Below are 18601 nucleotides of genomic sequence, written 5' to 3' on the forward strand. Positions count from 1 at the left end.
CGTCGGCATCACCAAGAGGTACCCCGGTGTGGTCGCGCTGTCGGACGTCTCTCTCCCCGTCCGCGCGGGAGAGGTGCACGCGCTGGTGGGCGAGAACGGTGCCGGGAAGTCCACGCTGATGAAGATCCTCGGCGGTGCCGAGGCTCCGAACGGCGGTCATGTCCGCGTCGACGGCACCGAGGTGCGGTTCCGGTCGCCGGCGGACGCGATCGATAGGGGCATCAGCGTCGTCCATCAGGAGCTGGTCGGCGCGCCATCGCTGTCGGTCACCGAGAACACCCTGATGGGCCGGCTTCCGCGCACCGCCGTCGGACGGATCCGATGGCGTGAGGCGCACGCCCAGGCCCGAGACGTCCTCGACCGCCTGGGGGTGGCCGTCGACGAGCGCGCGAAGATGAGCCGGCTGAGTCTCGGCCAGCAGCAGCTCGTCGAGATCGCTCGCGCGCTGGTACGGGACGCGCGCGTTCTCGTACTCGACGAACCCTCGGCGATCCTGGGGCACCGCGACCTCGACGTTCTCTACGACGTGGTCCGCTCCCTGCGCGACCGGGGGGTCGGCGTCGTGTACATCTCGCATCGCCTCAAGGAGGTCCTCAGCCTCAGCGACCGCGTCACGGTGCTGAAGGACGGGCGATTCCAGGGGACCGTCGAGACCGCCGAACTCGACGAGGACAGGCTCGTCACCATGATGACCGGCCGTCAGCTGACGGTGCCGGAGCGGCCACGTATCCAGGCGACGCGCGACCCCGTACTGCTGGCGCAGGGCATGTCGTGCGCGCCCTGGTCAACGCCCGTGGATCTGGAACTCCGCGAGGGCGAGATCGTCGGGCTGGCTGGGCTGGTCGGCTCGGGCCGTACCGAGCTCGCCCGCGCCGTGATCGGCGCCGATCCCGCCACGGGGCGGGTCAGCGTCGGCGGGCGGGTCCTGCGCCATCGCTCCCCGCGCGCCGCCCGGCGCGCGGGTGTGGCCTATCTCCCCGAGGACCGCAAGGACCAGGGTCTGCTCCTCGATCGGTCGATCCAGGAGAACGTGGGGCTGGCCAGCCTCTCCCTCCGCTCGCGGCTGGGCGTCATCTCGAGGCGCCGTGACCGCGATCAGGTACGGGAGCTGACCGTGAAGGTACGGCTGAAGAGCGCCGGCGTCCATCAGCCGGCGTCCAGCCTGTCCGGCGGCAACCAGCAGAAGGTGATGCTGGCGCGCTGGCTGGCCGCCGCCCCGAAGGTCCTGATCCTCGACGAACCCACCCGTGGGATCGACGTCGGGGGCAAGAGCGAGATCTACCGCCTGATGAGAGAGCTCGCCGACGGCGGCCGGAGCATCCTCATGATCTCCAGCGAGATCGAGGAGATCCTCGCGATGTCCGACCGGGTCCTGGTGATGCGCCAGGGACGCATCGTCGCCGAGTTCACCGGCGACGACATCAACGAGGACGACATCTCGCGAGCCGCCATCGTCGACGCCGTAGCCGTGAAAGGCCAGGAGCAATGAACAACACCTCGACAGTGGCGAAGGAGACGGCGGCCGGGGCCTCCGCCCACCGGCTCACGGGCCCGCAGGTCGCCGCTCTGCTGCGCAAGTACGGTGCCGGTGTCGCCCTCGTGCTGCTACTGATCTTCTCCGCGTTCGCCTCCGATCGCTTCCTGCAGGTACAGAACATCCTCAACGTCCTGCGCCAGATCTCGATCGTGGGCGTGCTCGCCCTCGGAATGACGTTCGTCATCCTCACCGCGGGGATCGATCTGTCCGTCGGCGCGGTGCTGTCGGTGGTGGTGGTCTACACCGCCGATACCGTCCAGACGCAGGGCGTCCTGCCGGGCATTCTCATCGCGCTGTTCATCGGAATGCTGTTCGGCCTCGTCAACGGCCTCGGAGTGACGCTCGGCAAGGTCCAGCCGTTCATCATGACACTGGGGATGCTCGCCTTCGCCAAGGGCACCGCCCTCATCTTCACGGACGGCCAGCCGATCCCCATCACCAATGACTCCTTCCTCGCGCTGGGCAACGGACGCACCTTCGGCGTGCCGAACCCCGCGCTGATCTTTCTGGCGCTGCTCGCCGTGAGCATGTTCGTCCTGCGGTCCACCACCTTCGGCCGCTCCGTCTACGCCGTCGGTGCCAACGAGGAGGCCGCCCGGCTCTCCGGCATTCCCGTACGGCGGGTCAAGTGCGCCGTCTACATGATCTCGGGACTCATGGTCGGCGTCGCCGGCATCCTCTACGCGAGCCAGCTCGGAGTCGGCACGGCCGTCGCCGGCGACGGCAAGGAACTCGACGCGATCGCGGCCACCGTCGTCGGCGGCACGAGCCTGTTCGGCGGGATGGGCACCGTCGGCGGGACCTTCCTCGGCGCCGCCATCCTCGGTGTCCTGTCGAACATCCTCAACCTCACCGGGGTGAGCCCGTACGCGCAGTACCTGTTCCGCGGCGGGCTCATCGTGACGGCCGTCCTGCTCCAGCGCAACGCCGGGCGGAACCGATGAGCGAATCGGCGCGTACGGGGGCCGCCGATCCGGGAGTCGTGGCCCGCGCCGTCGAGCAGATCACGGCGCCGAGGCTCCTGGAGATCCTCCGTATGGTGGCGGACGTCCCCGCACCGTCCGGCGCGTCGTCGCCGACCCGCGGGATCGCGGTCGAGCGGTGGTGGACCGCGCGGCACGCGGCCGTCCCATACCAGCGCGACGTCTCCGGGACCGGCTGTGACGTGATCTCCGCGGGCGAGGGCGGGCTCGCGGTGCTCGCCCACCTCGACGAGATCTCCTACCTCCTGCGCGATCGGGTACGGCCCGGCGTCTGGCGGGTCACGCCCTACTGCTACCACCTCGCCGAGAAGCCGTCTCCCGCACGTGTCATCCGCTTCGACCCGACCGGTGCGTTCCACGTGCTCTGTGCGGGCGAACTGGTCGAACAGGACGGCGATCACTTCCTGCATCACCCCGCCGAGGTCGACCTCGGGCCCGCGGACCGCGTCGTGCTGGCCTCCCCGGTCGCCTGCGACCCCGAGTCGGGCCTGGTCACCGGTTCGCTGGACAACGCCGCCGGCGTGGCGGCGGCATTGGCCGCCGCGGACGTGCTCGCCGGGCTCGGCCTCCCGTTCTCCTGTTATCTGACCGATGAGGAGGAGGGACCGGCGGGGTCGTCGAGCCAGACCATCTCCCGCGGTGCGATGCGGCTGCTGCGCACGCGTCCGGCGGCGCCGATGACCGTCGCCGTCGACATCCACGGGCTGGCCCCCGCGGAGCTCGACGCGGTGGACTTCCACAGACGCCCCTGGGGGGCGTCGCTGGCCGAGTACTCGAGCGGCGGGCGCGGCTCGGTCGCCCCGCCCTGGCTCTACCACTCCGTACGGGAGCTGCTCACGCCGCTGGCCGCGGACGGCGTCCCGGTCCGCGCCAACGTGGGCGGCTACGTTCCCCGGTCGGACGACGTAGTCGCGATGACCTACAGCAACCGGGTGATCATCCTCGGCTATCCGGGGATCAACCGCCACTTCGACCGGGGACTTCCCACGGCCAACATCCATGACCTCGTCGCCCTCGCCCGAGCGCTCGTGATCCTCGGCGCCGCGACGGGATCGGCCCCGCCCCGTGATGGGGGTGCCGGTGACCGTTGACCAGCCGATCCTGACGGTCGGAGAGCTGACGATCGACGACGTCGTGGTGGAGGACCAGAGCGTCGACTGGAAGCAGCCAGGGGGCGGCGCGCTCTACAGCGCCGTCGGGGCGCTGCTGTGGCACGGACACAGCGCCATCTGCTCGGCCGTCGGCCCCGACTACCCGCAATCGGCGCTCGATCGGCTGGGCCGCCACGGCATCGACACCTCCTCGGTGCTTCGCACCACCGAGTGCAACAGCATCGGCCTGTGGCTCCTCTATGAGAATTCCGGGGCCAGGCACCAGTTCGAGAAGTCCGCTGGCGGCACTTTCGAGCGGCTCGACGGGCTCCGGCCCTCCGTACGCGACCATCGGCGCGGCGCCGCGGGCGTGCACCTCGCCCCGCAGTCCAGCGCCGGCCACCTGCGAGCGCGAGCGGAGTGCGACGGGCTCGACGTGCCGGTGAGTCTCGACCTGCTCATAGAGAGCTACATCGACTGCGACCCGTACCACGACGGTGAGGTCTTCAGCGGGCTCGCCGCGTTCCTGCCGAGTGAGCAGGAGGTCGTCTCGCTCTGGGGCCACGCCGACGTCGCGCGGCTCAGGGACTGGCTGCGCGCGCGAGGATTCGCCGGTCACCTCGTCGTGAAGCGGGGCGAACGCGGCGTCGCCATCGCCGTGGACGGCGACGTCGTCACCGTCCCGGCCGCCCCCGCCGACGTGCTCGACCCGACCGGCGCGGGCGACGCCTTCTGCGGCGGCTTCCTCGCCGGCCTGGTCGCCACCGGCGATCCGATACTGGCCGCGCAGTACGGCGTGGTCAGTTCCTCCTTCGTCGTGGAGACGCGTGGCGCCTTCGAAGCGCTCGACGCGCTGGACGACGGCGAGGCGTGCCGTCGGCTCGCCTCGGTGAAGAAATCAGTCAGGAGACTCGTTTGACCAGCACGCCCGCCGCGGCCGACCGCGGCGACACACTTCTCGGCCTCTTCGGGGTGCGAAAGCCGATCATCGGTACCATCCACCTTCCGCCGCTCCCGGGAGCCCCGAGGTACGGCGGCGAGCCCGTGGAGCACATCTACGCGACGGCCGTTGACGACGCGCGCCGCTACGTCCAAGGCGGAGTCGACGGGCTGATCGTTGAGAACGAGGGCGACATTCCCTTCCTCAAGCCGGATGACATCGGCCCCGAGACGGTCGCGGCCCTGGCCGTCGCGACCGCGGCGGTGGTCGGCGCCGTGACGGTCCCGGTCGGGGTACTGTGCCTGGCCAACGCGACGCTGCACAGCATCGCGGTGGCCAAGGCCGCGGGGGCGCGCTTCGTACGGGCGAACCAGTGGGCGAACGCCTACATCGCCAACGAGGGCTACCTGGAGGGGACGGCGGCACACGCACTGCGCTACCGCTCCATGCTGCGGGCCGACGACGTCGTCGTCCTCGCCGACGTGCACGTCAAGCACGGCAGCCACGCGATCGTGAGCGACCGGAGCATCGCCGAGCTCACCCATGACAACGAGGCCTTCGGCGCCGACATCCTGATCGCCACCGGGCAGCGCACGGGCGACCCCACCCGAGTCGAGGAGATCCGGGCCATCTCCGGCGTGGCGACCCGGCCGGTACTCGTCGGCAGCGGTCTCACCGCCGACAACGCCCCGGAACTGCTCGGCGAGGCGGACGGCGCGATCGTCGGCAGCGCGATGAAGGAGGGCGGGGTCTGGTGGAACCCCGTGTCGGTCGCCAACACCCGCAAGATCATGAAGATCGTGGAAGGACTTCGATGACCTACGGAACCCTGTACCTCGACTCAGCCGACACCGATGACGCGGCCGCGGCGGCCGACTCCGGCGTGGTCAGCGGCATCACCACCAATCCGGCCATCATGGCGGCCTCGACCGACGACCCGGTGACGCACCTGCGTGACCTGCTCGAGGTGTTCCCGTCGGGCCCGGTCTTCCATCAGCTCACGTCGGGCGACGCCGACGCCGCTCTCACCGAGGTCGAGACCGTCGACCGGGTCTGCGGCGACACCGCCGCCAGAGTGGTCTTCAAGCTGCCCGCCCAGCCGTGGCTGTTCGCCCTCGGTGCGCGCCTGGCGGCGGACGGCCGGAGGGTGGCCTACACCGCCGTCTACTCCCCCGGCCAGGTCGTCTGCGCCCGAGAGGCCGGCGCCCGGTGGGTGATCCCCTACGTCGACCGCGCCGCGCGACTCGACCCCGCGGCGGGTCCCGTGGTGCCCAGGCTGACACCGCACCTGGGCCCGGACCTGTCCGTGCTGGCCGCGAGCATCAAGTCGCCCGGTCAGGCCCTGCAGGCGTTGCGCGACGGAGCGGCCGGGGTGACGACCACGTGGGAGGTCATCTCGGCCCTCATGGTCCATCCGCTCACCGACTCGGCGGTGGAAGAGTTCAACGCGGCTCACTAGCCCGGGAAGCGCCCTGCCGCCGGTGCTGGCCGTGCCGGCCGCTCTCGTCGTAACCACGGTAGGAGGCACGGTGCGGGCCAGGGGCGGCACGCCGGACACCGCGTCGGGCCGTACGACGGCCGCGGACACCGGCACGCGGGCCACCGCTCCGCAGGCGAGATGTCCGTTGAGCTGGACCAGCGCGCCGCCTTCGAACTTGACGCGGTAGGTCATCGGCGGTGCGGCCAGTCGGGGACGACGTCCTCGATCGGTGTCGACCGCTCGGTGCTCCCCGTCCGCACGGCCTCCCGCACGGCCTCCAGTCTGCCTTCATACCCCGGGTCGGAGTAGGCGACCGCGCTCAACCGCCACAGCCGGAGAACTTGCTGCAGCCGCCGGTAACCGCCTACCTGGCGGGCGGCTTCAGCCGCCGCCTCGTGGTACTCGGTCAGAAACTGCTCGTGGTACTTCTCCGGCAGTACACGCAAGATCTCCACCGGGTCGTCCGGAACCGTCGTCATCGCGCCTGCTCCTCGGTCGTGCGCGCCTGCTCCTCGGTCGTGAAGGCACCGGCCCGGAGCCGGTCGTAGACACCGCACATGTGGTCGGTCACCGCTTGGAGGGCGGCGTCGGGCTCGCGGTCGTTCAGCGCGGCGAGCAGGCGACGGTGCTCGGCCTGCGCCTGGCGCGCGTCGCCGACGGACTTGCCGCGGTAGTACCGCGCGATCTGGATATGGGCGCGCAGGTCGTCGAACGCATTGAGCAGGAACGGATTTCCGCTGGCCGCGATGGTCAGCCGGTGGAACGTGGCGTCGAGCGCGTTGAACGCCGCGACATCGAGGGTCTGCTCGGCGGCCATCTCGTCGAGTTCGGCGGTCACGCGGTTCAGCTCGGCGAGCTGCTCCGGCGTGATGGCGGTGACGGCGCGCTCGATGGCGCCCTTCTCGATCACGAGGCGGGCGTCGAGCAGTTGCGACACGCCGCGTGCGTCGAGAAGCGGCGCGACGGTGAACCCCCGATAGGGAACGACGGTCACCAGGCGCTCGGAGACCAGCCGGTTCAGTGCCTCCCGGATCGGAGTGTGACTGACACCCAGCTCCTCCTTGAGCTGGCCCACGTTGAGCCGCTCCCCCGGGGCGAGTTCAAGATCGATGATGCGCGAGCGCAGTTTTTCGTACACGCGGTCGGTCAACGCGTAGGTGTCGAGCGCCTTCGACGTTCGTACATCCTGGATCATGGATCGTATAATTTCCACTCTTCAGACGATCAGTCAAGAGATGCGGAGCGGTAATCTGGCCGGAGTCGACCACGACGTCGAGACCGTCGATCAAGTGCGCGCTGCGGGTCGGCGCGGCCTATGGCTTCCAGGTGGCCTTCGGGGACCGCCCTTTATCGACACCGCAGGGAAAGGCTGATCCCATGATCTTCATTACCGTCAAGTTCGAGGTTCGTCCCGAGGACGCGGAGCGCTGGCCGGAGATCACCCGTGCCTTCACCGAGGCGACGCGCGCCGAGCCCGGCTGTCTCTGGTTCGACTGGTCGCGCAGCATCGACAACCCCAACGAGTACGTCCTCGTCGAAGCGTTCCGCGACGACGCGGGCGCGGCACACGTCGAGTCCGATCACTTCAAGGCGGCGCAGCGGGAGCTGCCGGCGCACCTCGCCGCCACGCCGCGCATCGTCAACGTGACCATCCCGCAGGACGACTGGTCCGTGCTCGGCGAGATGGCCGTCAAGCCCAGTGCCTGACGGACGGGAATTCACTACGTCCTAGAAGGTCGTAAAAGTGGTGCGCGCCGCGAAGAACGGCATGCCGTGCTTCGACCTCCCCGACCCGGACAACGGTGAGAAGCGCGTGACGATCCGGATGGGCGGCTCACCGTGGTCTCGGTGGGAGCGTGATGTGCGGGCCGGGGCCATCGATGAGGTGTGGTTCGCGGGCGATCCCAGATTCGCCGGAGTCGTGGCGATCCCCGGGCCGCGTCGCGTCGCATTCCTGGCGCAGCCGCAGTCCTGCGACTCGCGCACCGCACCGCGCAGGCGGGGAGTGAGCCCCCAATCTCGCGAGCGGGCCAGGGCCGCTGGAGTACGGGTCGGATAGACACCCTCGAGCGCCTGCGACCGATCTCGGTAGGCGCCTCGGTCGTTCCCGCTCGGCTCGGTGATACCGGAAGTTCGCGAATACCCCCCGTCTTCTGGTTGTCGAGCTGCCCGCTCAGCCCACTGGGGATGGCTTGCCTGTCGCGGCCGGCGCGAGAGTCAGCAGGGAATCGCGCTGAACGGCTTCCAGGGACAGCGTCTTGTAACCGATGTCCTCGAAAAGGACGGTGATGCGGTCCGATTCATTGCGCATGACGGTGCCAGGACCCCATGACGCGTGTATCACCTCGGAATGGATTGGGAAGGGACTGTCGGTCTGCGTCGTCTCGACGGCTCCGGCGACACAGTTCCCGCAGTTGCCGCAGGCTTGGGGATAGGGCTCACCGAAGTACTCCAGCAGGTAGCGGCGACGGCATCCTGTCGTCTCGGCGTAGCCGCGCATCATGTCGATGCGCGAGTCGTCCACTTGGCGCCGGTTCTCATCGAGCTCCATCGCCTCGGCCACCGCTTGCTCGGGCGCCGGTCCTCGCTCTGCGTAGCGCAGATCTCCGCGCTCGCTCACCTCGATCGCGTCGGCACGCTCGAGCAGGTTCACCAGGCCGGTCAGCTTGGACGGGCCGATACCGAGAGTGTCGCGTACGGCGCGGGGCTCGACGGTGTCCTTGTGCTCATGCAGGAGCGTGGCGAGCGAGCGCAACATGTCCTCGTCCGCTTTACCGCCGGCGAAGAACCGGCGCAGGCCGAGGTCTTCCGACCGGTAGTAAAGGACCGCGTCGGCCGGCTCGCCATCGCGTCCGGCCCGGCCGATCTCCTGGTAGTAGGAGTCCGGGGACTCCGGTGGGGCGCTGTGCAGGACATAGCGCACGTTGGGTTTGTCGATCCCCATGCCGAACGCCGAGGTGGCCACGACGACGTCGAGCCCATCGCCCGAGAACAGCGTGTGCACTCGCTCGCGCTCCGACGCCTTCATTCCCGCGTGATAGGCCTCCGCGCGCAGCCCTGCCCCGGTCAGTTCCTCCGCGTACGCCGTGGCGTCGCGGCGCGTCGCGACATACACCAGGCCGAGCCCGGATCGCCTGGCCGCGTCTTCGACGAGCGCCCGTCTTTTGGCCGGTTCGTCGGCGAACCTGCGGACCTCCAGCGAGATGTTGGGGCGGTCGAAGCCTCGGATGACCTGCTGCACGTCGCGGAGACCGAGCACCGTGACGATGTCCTGGCGTACGGGCGGCGAGGCGGTCGCGGTCAACGCGATCACCGGAGGGTGGCCGAGACGTTCGATGATCCGGCCGAGCTGCAGATAGTCGGGTCGGAAGTCGTGACCCCACGCGGAGACGCAGTGCGCCTCGTCGATGGCGATCAGTGAGGGCCGCGCCGCGACGAGCCGATCCACGATCTCGGGCTTGGCGAGCTGCTCAGGCGAAAGAAAGACATACTCGGCCTTGCCGGCTCGGATCTGCTCCAGCGAGTTCTCACTCGAACCCGCGCCCTGCGCGGAATTGACGACGACCGCACCGCCCGCGTTCCGCCCGGCGAGCGAGAGCATCTGGTCTCGCTGCAAGGCGATCAACGGCGAGATCACGATGGTCGGGCCGTCGAGCAGCTGACCGGGCACCTGGTAGGCGGCGGACTTGCCGCTGCCGGTCGGCATGACGACAAGGACGTCGCGCCCCTGTAGCAGGAGTTCCATCGCCTCGCCCTGGCCGGGCCGCAGCTTCCGCCAGTCGAAGACCTCCCTGGCCACCCTGCGGATCCGTCGTCGGCGGCCGAACCGGCCCAGTCCATTACGTACGCGCATCTATCGCCTCCTTGACGGCGGCTTTTTGCCCAGAGTGTCGCGGCTCAACCCCTAATCATCAAGATCCGAGATCATGAAAACGATGGAGGGAGTCCGATGACCCACGGAGAGGGCAGTGCCCGGGCATGGGCCTGCGATGACTTCGGCTATTGGGCTCTCCGCATCCTGGACTGAGCCCGTCGGTACGGGAGACAGCCGCTGCACAAGGCGCCGCCGCCCTCCCGGTGGTCGAGACTATGGGCATGGATTTCTTCTGCTACCACCGCGACCGGCCCGGCTCCGTAGCGCTGCGCGACGAGCTGCTGGAAGAGCATTGGTCCTACATGGACCGGTACGCGAAGGAGATGATCGCCCGGGGCCCGACTCTCGCCGGCGACGGCGACGCGCCCACCGGCAGCGTGCACATCGTCGACCTGCCCGATCCCGTCGCCGCCCGCGCGTTCGCCTTCGACGAGCCGAACTACCAGGCCGGCGTGTACCGGGACGTGCTGCTGCGACGGTGGCGCAACACGCTGGGGCGCACAATGTGGGATTTCCCCGGCGGCCGGACCGGTGGCAACCAGGTACCTGGTGCTCGGCTTCGGCACGGGGCAGGCCGCCGACCTCGAGGTGCCGCCCGACCTGGACGGGCTGATCGCCTACGGGCCGCTGCTGTCCGACGACGGCACCACCTGGCTGGGCACGGCGGCGCTGGTCCGGGCGCCGGACCCGGACACGGCACGCGCCATCCTGACCCCGGACCGGTACGCCGACATCGAGGTGCACAACTGGCAGTTCGGCGGGCGGGAGTCATGACCCGATGACGTCCAGCCAGTGCTGGACGCACATGACGCCAGTGGGAACCCGCCGATCCGAATGGGCGGCTCACTGTGGTCGCGCTGGGAGCGTGAGGTGCGAGCCGGGGCCGTCGGAGCGCGCTGGGGCAGCACCTGAAGTTTGCGAAGACACCCGGTCGTCCGGTTATAGTGCGAACCAGGTCATGAGTGCCAGCGCCAAGCCCCGGCTCGCTGGCCGGCAACCCTCGCGCTCGCGGCGGGGTGCCCCGGGTGAGGACCGGGTCCGGCACGAGGTGTGCCGGGCAAGCGCGGGCCCCGACGCCATGGCAGGGGTCCCAGACTCCCCAGGAGGGTCGGCGTTGTCCACCGTCATCCCCGCCATCGCACAGGCCACCATCGAAAAGACCCCGCTCCAGGCACGGCGAGGCGAGATCCCTCTGGCGCTGGGCGCCGACCTCGACGTACCGGTCAAAGGCGGCGGGCTCGTCCGCTACGCCAATCTCGACTACGCCGCGAGCGCGCCCTGTTTGGAGCCGGTGAGCGCCGCCGTCACCGCCGCCCTCCCGGCCTATTCGAGCGTCCACCGGGGCGCGGGCTACGCCTCGCAGCTCACCACCGCGAGGTACGAGCAGGCCAGGCACACCGTGCGGGCCTTCGTCGGAGCCCGTCCCGATGACGCACTGATCTTCACCCGCAACACCACTGACGCCACGAACCTGCTGGCCCGCTGCCTGCCCGAGGGCACCACGGTCGTGGTCTTCGACACCGAGCACCACGCCTCGCTACTGCCCTGGCCCAAGGCCGTACGCCTGGCGCCGCCCGCCTCCCCCGGCGCGGCGATCCTGGCCGCCGACCAGGCGCTGGCGGCCATCACCGGGCCGGCCCTGCTCGTCGTCACGGCGGCCTCCAACGTCACCGGCGAGCTGTGGCCGCTCGCCGGGCTGGCCCACGTAGCCCACCGGCACGGCGCCCGGATTCTGGCCGACGCCGCCCAGCTCGTGCCGCACCGCCCGCTCAACTTCGCCGCGCTCGGCCTCGACTACGTCGTCTTCTCCGGGCACAAGCTCTACGCTCCCTTCGGCGCGGGCGCGCTGGTCGGCCGGGCCGACTGGCCGGCCCGGGCCGAGCCGTACCTGCGCGGGGGCGGCGCCGTGACGTCCGTCGCGGAGACCACAGAGTGGAGCGATGACCCCGAGGCGCGGCACGAGGCGGGCACGCCCAATGTGCTGGGCGCCATCGCCCTCGCCGCCGCCTGCGACGCGCTGTCCGCCACCGGGTGGACGCCGCTCATCGAGGCGGAGGAGCGGCTGCTGGCCCGCCTGCGCGCCGGGCTCGCCTCGATCAAGGGTGTACGGGAGCTGACCCTGTGGGGCCCCGGCTATCCGCGGGTCGGCATCGTGTCGTTCACCGTCGAGGGCCGCACCGCCCGCGAGGTCGCGGAGCTGCTGTCGGCCGAGCACGGCGTCGGCGTCAGGGACGGCAAGTTCTGCGCGCACCCGTTCGTCCGCCACCTGCTGGGGGTGGACGACGGCGGGTGCGCGGACGCCACGACGGGGGCCGTCCGCGCCTCGATCGGCATCGGCTCCACCGAAGAGCACGTCGACCGGCTCATCGCCGCCCTCCGGAGCATCACTGCCGGGTGACGGTCGCCTCGTCGCCCGCGACGGTTCCGGTTTAAGCCGCTTTATCCTATGGTGACGGACATGATCTTGCCGTTCGCTGCCGCGCTCCTCGGCTGGACGCGCCGGACGGCCCGGTGCTGACCACGGCCGCCGTCAACGCCACAGCCGAGAACCCCACCACCGCACGGATCGCGTGACCCCGCACGTTTCCTTGCCCCGAGAAAGGTGGATCAACTCATGAACCACGCGCAGACCGAAGGGCTGAGCCGGCGCCGCGTCCTGGGCGGAGCAGCCGGACTGGCCGCCGGCGCCGTCGTCGCGACGGGGCTGCCGTCCAGCGCGTCCGCCGCGCCCGCGTACATCGCGCCGGATCTCGCCCGCTGGCGCAAGCAGGCGGCGCGCGTGCGGATCACCCGCGACGACTGGGGCATCCCGCATGTGGTGGGCAAGACCGACGCCGATGCGGTGTTCGGGATGATCTACGCCCAGGCCGAGGACGACTTCAACCGGGTCGAGAGGAACTACCTGGTCAGCCTCGGCCGCCTCGCCGAGGCCGAGGGTGAGAGTGCGATCTGGCAGGACCTGCGCCAGCGGCTGTTCATCGATCCCGAGGTGCTGAAGAAGGATTACGCGAAGAGCCCGGCCTGGTTGCGCAGGCTGATGCAGGCCTGGGCGGACGGGCTGAACTACTACCTCGCGACACACCCCGAGGTGCAGCCGCGCGTGATCAGGCGGTTCGAACCGTGGATGCCACTGAGCTTCTCCGAGGGCAGCATCGGCGGCGACATCGAGCGGGTGCCGCTCACCCAGCTCGAGGCCTTCTACGGCGAGCGCGAGGTGCCGATGACCGATGAGGAGCGCGGGCTGCTGTTCCGCGAGCCCAGCGGCTCGAACGGCATGGCGATCGCGCCGAGCCACACGAAGAACGGCCATGCACTGCTGCTGATCAACCCGCACACCAGCTTCTTCTTCCGCTCGGAGCAGCACGTGACGAGCGGCGAAGGGCTCAACGCCTATGGCGCGGCCACCTGGGGGCAGTTCTTCATCTACCAGGGCTTCAACGCGCACGCGGGCTGGATGCACACCTCAAGCGGCGTCGACAATGTCGATGAGTTCGCCGAGACGATCATGACCAGGTCGGACGGCAGCCGCTTCTACCGCTACGGCAACGGGCTGCGGCGGGTGACCACGAAGAAGATCACGTTGTCCTACCGCAACGCCGATGGCGGGCGGGCGCAGCGCAGCTTCACCACCTTCGCCACACACCACGGCCCGATCGTGCGCGAGGCGGACGGCAAGTGGATTGCGTTCGCACTGATGAACAAGCCCCTCGAGGCGCTGCAGCAGAGCTACCTGCGCACCAAGACACGGGATTACAGGGACTACCGCGAGGTGGCGGGCTTCAAGGCCAACAGCTCGAACAACACGCTGTTCGCGGATTCGAAGGGCGAGATCGCCTTCCTGATGCCGCAGTTCATGCCGGTCCGTAACGATCGCTTCGACTATCGCAGGCCCGTCGACGGCAGCGATCCGGCGACCGACTGGCGCGGGCTGCACAGCCTCAAGAGCATGCCGCAGGTGGTGAACCCGAAGAACGGCTGGACGTACAACGCCAACAACTGGCCCTGGACCGCGGCCGGCGCGGACAGCCCCAAGGCCGCCGACTATCCGCGCTACTTCGACCAGGCCGGCGAGAACCCGCGCGGGCCGCAGGCGATCCGGGTGCTGAGCGCGCGGAAGGACTTCACCCCCCAGACGCTGATCGCAGCCGCCTTCGACACCTACCTCACCGCCTTCGCCCGGCTCGTGCCGCAGCTGATCACGGCGTGGGACAAGCTGCCCGAGGGCGACCAGCAGAAGGTGAGGCTCGCCGACCCGATCGGCCTGCTGCGCCGCTGGGACTATCGCTGGGGCGCGAAATCGACAGCGACCTCGCTGGCCGTGTTCTGGGGCGAGGCGCTATGGGCGCCCTTGTCCCAGGCGGCGCGGGACGCGGGCATGTCGATGTGGGATTACCTGGCCGAGCGCGCCACCGATGCGCAGCGGCTCACGGCGCTCGGGGAGGCGGCGGACCGGCTGACACAGGACTTCGGCAGCTGGCAGGTGCCCTGGGGCGAGATCAACCGCTTCCAGCGCAACGACGGCGCGATCGTCCAGCAGTTCGACGATGCCAAGCCGAGCAGCCCGGTGCCTTTCACCTCCGCGCAGTGGGGCTCCCTCGCCTCGTTCGGGGCGAGGCGCTATCCGGGAACGAAGCGCTATTACGGCACCAGCGGCAACAGCTTCGTGGCCGTCGTGGAGTTCGGGCGCAAGCTGAGCGCCTGGGCGGTGACGGCGGGCGGCGCGAGCGGGCATCCCGACTCGCCGCACTTCAACGACCAGGTCGAACGCTACGCGAGCGGCAATCTGCGGCCCGTCTACTTCTACCCCGAGGACCTCAAGGGCCACATCGAGCGGAGCTACACGCCGGGCAAGTGATCAGTCGCCGAAGGGAAGCACATCGGCGAGGCGCTCCGCGAAATCGGAGACGGTGACACCGGCCTTTCTTGTGGGGCAGTCGTCGACGCCGATGCGTGTCAGCCGACCGGTCGGTGCGCGCCTCGGCGTCGGCGCTGACCCCGGCCACGATCTCCCCGACCGTGCGCCAACGCAACGCGCATCAACTCGCTGACCGTGGTCGCATGACGCTGTCAGCCGGCCCATACAACCGTGATGATACGGATCAGCTCGGCTTGCTCATCGACGTGGAAGTACAGCAGGCCATATCCGCCAAAACCGGTCTCACGTCTGGCTGGATCGTCGCCTGTGGGCAGCACCGTAGAACTCGGCACGGTAGCTCAACGCCGATCGGTCCAGCGAGGGAAGACCTGCTCGGCAGGAAGCTGCTGCGGAGGGCCGGTCGGACCCGTTGCGCGGCCTGCACAGCAGAAGGAAGGACTCGTGCCACTTGGCGGGCAGGACCCGAAGGATCTCAACCGGGTCGTAGGGGTCGCCCTCATGAATCGGCTGCGCGGTCACCTGCCACTCCGTTCGTCACCGGACGCCCTTGCCACCCGGCAGGTGATGCTGACCGGCAAGGCCACAGGCACAGGCCCGTACGGGTCCATGCCCTCATCGCTACGTCCACTACCTCAGCTTACGGTTCGAGCCTGCCTGCGGGCGGCCGTTCCGATCCCTCGGCGTACTGAACTTCCAGGTCACACAGGGTCGGTCGCGAGCGGCCCGAGGTCCTAGCCCGTCAAGCGCGCCATCCGCAAGGCCGAAGCCCTGGAGATGGGTGACGTCGCAACCGTGACCGTCGAACTCATCGACCTCTGACCGTTAGCGACAAGCGACAGCACCGCGCGCTGAAGCGCAGGTGTGCCGGTACTTGGCCGGCATCGCAGCAGGCGTTGTTCACCGCCGACGATCGATACCCGGCCGGATCGTGACGACGAGGGGACCCGGGAGCCCGGCGCAGAGCTCTACCTACCATGAAGGTGGAGGTGTCTTGTGACCCGGCCGACGCAGTATCTACCGATCGCCGAGCACGGTCTGATCGGCGATCTGCGCACGGCCGCGCTGGTAGGCACCGATGGCACCATCGACTGGTACTGCTGTCCGCGCTTTGACTCTCCAAGCGTGTTCGCCGCCATCTTGGACCAAGCCCGCGGCGGTCGCTTCACGCTGTCCCCGGGCATCCCCGCGACCACGAAACAGCTGTATTTTCCCGATACCAACGTCCTCATCACCCGTTTCCTCACGCCGGACGGTGTAGGCGAGGTGCAGGACTTCATGCCGATCGTCGAGCAGTCGCGCGATCCCGAACGGCACCGGCTCATCCGGCGCGTGGTCTGTGCGCGGGGAGAGATTCCTTTCAACATCGAGGTCGCACCGCGCTTCGATTACGGCCGAGAGTGCCACAAGGTCCGTTTCCAGCCGCGTTACGCCGTTTTCGAGGCGCTGTCGCTGACACTCGGACTGGCGAGCACCGTTCCGCTCGACTGCGACGACCGAGACGTGCGTGCCCGTTTCGTACTCAAGGAGGGCGAGACGGCCGCTTTCGTTCTCGACCGCCTGACCAACGGGATCGTGCCGCAGGAGTGCCCGCTCGCCGAGGCCGAGTCGCTGTTCGAGGGCACCGTGCGATTCTGGCGTCGCTGGCTCGCCCAGTGCCAGTACGAGGGACGCTGGCGTGAGACGGTGCATCGTTCCGCTCTCGCCCTCAAGCTGCTCACCTACGAGCCGACCGGCGCCATCGTGGCGGCCCCCACGACCAGCCTGCCCGAGCAGATCGGCGGCGAGCGGAACTGGGACTACCGCTACACGTGGATTCGCGACGCGGCCTTCTCGGTCTACGCACTGCTGCGGCTCGGCTTCACCGACGAGGCGAAGGGCTTCATCGACTGGCTCACCGACCGCTTCTGCGGCAACCTGGCCGGCCCTTCCGGACCGCTGCAGATCATGTACCGCATCGACGGCAGGGCCGACCTTCCCGAGGAAGTACTCGCCCACCTCGAGGGTTATCGGGGTTCCGCACCGGCGCGGGTCGGCAACTGCGCGGCGGGGCAGCGCCAGCTCGACATCTATGGTGCACTGATCGACTCGGTGTACCTGTACAACAAGTACGGCGCTCCGATCACGAGCGACATGTGGGACAACGTCGTCCGGATCGTCGACTGGGTGTGCGAGAACTGGGATCAAACCGACGAGGGGATCTGGGAGACCCGCGGCGGCGCCAAGGCCTTCACCTATTCAAGACTGATGTGCTGGGTGGCGATCGAACGCGCCACCCGGGTCGCGCGGCAGCGCGGTCTGCCGGCCGATCTCGTCCGCTGGTCCGCCCAACGCGACGCGATCTACCGGCAGATCCTGGACCTCGGGTGGTCGGCGACGCGGCGCGCATTCGTCCAGCACTACGGCTCCGACGTACTGGACTCCGCCGTACTGATGATGCCGCTGGCCAAGTTCATGGCACCGAACGACCGTCGCTGGCTGTCGACCCTGGAGGCGATAGGAGAGGACCTGGTCTCCGACTCGCTCGTCTTCCGCTACGACCCGCAGTCCAGCCCGGACGGCCTGCTCGGGGACGAGGGCACCTTCTCCATGTGCACGTTCTGGTACGTGGAGGCCCTCTCCCGCGCGGGCCGCCTCGACGAGGCACGCCTGGTGTTCGAGAAGATGCTCACGTACGCCAACCACCTCGGCCTCTTCTCCGAGCAGATCAGCCGCACCGGGGAACAGCTTGGCAACTTCCCGCAGGCGTTCACCCACCTGGCTCTGATCAGCGCCGCGTACAACCTCGACCGGGCGATGTGCTGAGCCGGCGGACGTCCCGCCATTCGGTGGCCAGAACGGTCTCGGTGAACGGCAGCTCGAGCCGGCTGGTGATCCGCTTCCAGATCGATTTCTCCTCTGCAACCTGCACGAGACACCAGATCTTGGTGTCGGGATCGGTCAGTCGCGTGGTTTGCCGAACTCTTCGATCAGCACGGGATACTGCTCCCCACCGTGTCCGGCGGCGATCGAGCGGTCGGCGATCGCCTTGATCAACTTCGGCAGTTCGGCGTTGACCCCCACCGCCTCGCTCTCCTCGATCAGGTGTGCCATCGCCCGCGCGTCGGTCTCCAGAGCCGACACCTCGGCCGGGAAGGAATCGCTGTCGATCTGCTCGGCGTACCCAGGCAGCCATTCGGCCACGCCGGCAGCGATCTGCTGCGCGAACGGCGCATACGTTGCGGCGTCGACACCGGCCGTCCTGAGCAGGGCGGTGCCCTGGAGCCAGGCGTTCAGGACGCTCCACATCATGGCCAGGCCGGCCACGTCGTACAGGGACGCCAGCCCGTGGTCCGCGCCGAGATAGGTGACGGTGCCGAGGGCGTCGAGTGTTGACTTGTGCGCCTCGAAGTCCGACTGCGGCCCGCTGTGCAGAATCAGCGCCTCGGCGGTCCCGATCGCCGGCGGGATGGCCATGATGGCGCCGTCCAGGTAATGGGCGCCGCGTTGCTCGGCCCATTGGGCGGCTTCCCGGGCCTGGGCCGAGGCGCCCGAGGTCAGGTTGATCAACGTCGTGCCGTGCAGCTCGATGTCGCTTCCGCCGAGCAGCTCGTGCATGGCCTGGTAGTCGGTGACGCAGATGATCGTCAGGGAACCCGCCTTGAGCGCATCGCCGGCCGTTGGCGCCAGCAGTGCACCCTCGGCCACGAGCTGGTCGGCCTTGGAGGTCGTACGGTTCCACACGGTTGTGGGATGCCCGGCTTTCAGGAACGCGCCGGCGAGTGCCTGGCCCATCAGGCCGAGTCCGATGACTGTCACGGGTGTGCCGGTGTTGTTGTTCATG

16 protein-coding genes, 1 pseudogene and 1 riboswitch are annotated in these 18601 nt (G+C 69.1%); of the genes and pseudogenes, 13 read left to right on the forward strand and 4 right to left on the reverse strand.

The window, feature by feature from the left end; translation table 11 throughout:
- From HKK72_RS20545 to HKK72_RS20570, 6 genes are all read left to right on the forward strand, one after another.
- On the forward strand, positions 1-1489 hold a 1489-nt coding region (locus tag HKK72_RS20545), incomplete at its 5' end, for a sugar ABC transporter ATP-binding protein (RefSeq protein WP_187236023.1).
- Positions 1486-2481 carry an ABC transporter permease gene (locus HKK72_RS20550; RefSeq protein ID WP_187236024.1) on the forward strand — a complete coding sequence of 332 codons (996 nt, stop codon included), beginning with the start codon at positions 1486-1488 and terminating at the stop codon, positions 2479-2481. The genes HKK72_RS20545 and HKK72_RS20550, both read left to right, overlap by 4 nt.
- Positions 2478-3611 carry a hypothetical protein gene (locus tag HKK72_RS20555; RefSeq protein WP_187236025.1) on the forward strand — a complete coding sequence of 378 codons (1134 nt, stop codon included), beginning with the start codon at positions 2478-2480 and terminating at the stop codon, positions 3609-3611. Before HKK72_RS20550 ends, HKK72_RS20555 begins: the two co-directional genes overlap by 4 nt.
- On the forward strand, positions 3601-4530 hold the full coding sequence (locus tag HKK72_RS20560; RefSeq protein WP_187236026.1) for a carbohydrate kinase family protein: 930 nt from the start codon (positions 3601-3603) through the stop codon (positions 4528-4530). The genes HKK72_RS20555 and HKK72_RS20560 overlap by 11 nt, the downstream gene beginning before the upstream one ends.
- Positions 4527-5369 (forward strand): BtpA/SgcQ family protein, encoded by an 843-nt coding sequence (locus tag HKK72_RS20565; protein WP_187236027.1) that lies wholly within the window; start codon positions 4527-4529, stop codon positions 5367-5369. The genes HKK72_RS20560 and HKK72_RS20565 overlap by 4 nt, the downstream gene beginning before the upstream one ends.
- Entirely contained in the window at positions 5366-6010 is a 645-nt protein-coding gene (locus tag HKK72_RS20570) for a transaldolase family protein (protein WP_187236028.1), read from the forward strand. Before HKK72_RS20565 ends, HKK72_RS20570 begins: the two co-directional genes overlap by 4 nt.
- Before the next feature lie 209 nt (positions 6011-6219).
- Here the strand turns inward: HKK72_RS20570 and HKK72_RS20575 are convergent, their stop codons facing one another.
- Positions 6220-6510, reverse strand: coding sequence for a DUF6247 family protein (locus HKK72_RS20575; protein WP_187236029.1), 291 nt, complete (start codon positions 6508-6510; stop codon positions 6220-6222).
- Complete coding sequence (locus tag HKK72_RS20580) at positions 6507-7226, reverse strand: GntR family transcriptional regulator (RefSeq protein ID WP_187236030.1); 720 nt, start codon at positions 7224-7226, stop codon at positions 6507-6509. Before HKK72_RS20580 ends, HKK72_RS20575 begins: the two co-directional genes overlap by 4 nt.
- 182 nt (positions 7227-7408) lie before the next feature.
- Between HKK72_RS20580 and HKK72_RS20585 the strand changes: the two genes are divergently transcribed.
- A complete protein-coding gene (locus HKK72_RS20585; RefSeq protein ID WP_187236031.1) occupies positions 7409-7738 on the forward strand; it encodes a putative quinol monooxygenase in 330 nt (109 codons plus the stop codon).
- Between the two features lie 37 nt (positions 7739-7775).
- Positions 7776-8090 carry a hypothetical protein gene (locus HKK72_RS20590; RefSeq protein ID WP_187236032.1) on the forward strand — a complete coding sequence of 105 codons (315 nt, stop codon included), beginning with the start codon at positions 7776-7778 and terminating at the stop codon, positions 8088-8090.
- A gap of 114 nt (positions 8091-8204) precedes the next feature.
- Here the strand turns inward: HKK72_RS20590 and HKK72_RS20595 are convergent, their stop codons facing one another.
- A complete protein-coding gene (locus HKK72_RS20595; protein ID WP_187236033.1) occupies positions 8205-9884 on the reverse strand; it encodes a RecQ family ATP-dependent DNA helicase in 1680 nt (559 codons plus the stop codon).
- Between the two features lie 242 nt (positions 9885-10126).
- Here HKK72_RS20595 and HKK72_RS42255 point away from each other — a divergent pair.
- The 5 genes and pseudogenes from HKK72_RS42255 to HKK72_RS20615 form a co-directional block, all read left to right on the forward strand.
- A pseudogene (locus HKK72_RS42255) lies at positions 10127-10330 on the forward strand (YciI family protein); the annotation flags it as partial.
- A 106-nt stretch (positions 10331-10436) separates the two neighbouring features.
- Positions 10437-10679: a hypothetical protein gene (locus tag HKK72_RS42260; protein ID WP_315987358.1), complete on the forward strand. Its 243-nt coding sequence runs from the start codon at positions 10437-10439 to the stop codon at positions 10677-10679.
- Between the two features lie 180 nt (positions 10680-10859).
- Positions 10860-10975: riboswitch (SAM riboswitch) on the forward strand.
- Between the two features lie 8 nt (positions 10976-10983).
- Complete coding sequence (locus HKK72_RS20605) at positions 10984-12303, forward strand: aminotransferase class V-fold PLP-dependent enzyme (RefSeq protein WP_187236034.1); 1320 nt, start codon at positions 10984-10986, stop codon at positions 12301-12303.
- A gap of 216 nt (positions 12304-12519) precedes the next feature.
- Complete coding sequence (locus HKK72_RS20610) at positions 12520-14760, forward strand: penicillin acylase family protein (RefSeq protein ID WP_187236035.1); 2241 nt, start codon at positions 12520-12522, stop codon at positions 14758-14760.
- 1014 nt (positions 14761-15774) lie between these two features.
- On the forward strand, positions 15775-17583 hold the full coding sequence (locus tag HKK72_RS20615) for a glycoside hydrolase family 15 protein (RefSeq protein WP_187236036.1): 1809 nt from the start codon (positions 15775-15777) through the stop codon (positions 17581-17583).
- 135 nt (positions 17584-17718) lie between these two features.
- Here HKK72_RS20615 and HKK72_RS20620 read toward each other — a convergent pair whose 3' ends face one another.
- Positions 17719-18600: an NAD(P)-dependent oxidoreductase gene (locus HKK72_RS20620; RefSeq protein ID WP_187236037.1), complete on the reverse strand. Its 882-nt coding sequence runs from the start codon at positions 18598-18600 to the stop codon at positions 17719-17721.
- Position 18601 lies beyond the last annotated feature (1 nt).

Source organism: Actinomadura sp. HBU206391, assembly GCF_014323665.1.
Taxonomy (GTDB): Bacteria; Actinomycetota; Actinomycetes; order Streptosporangiales; family Streptosporangiaceae; genus Actinomadura_C.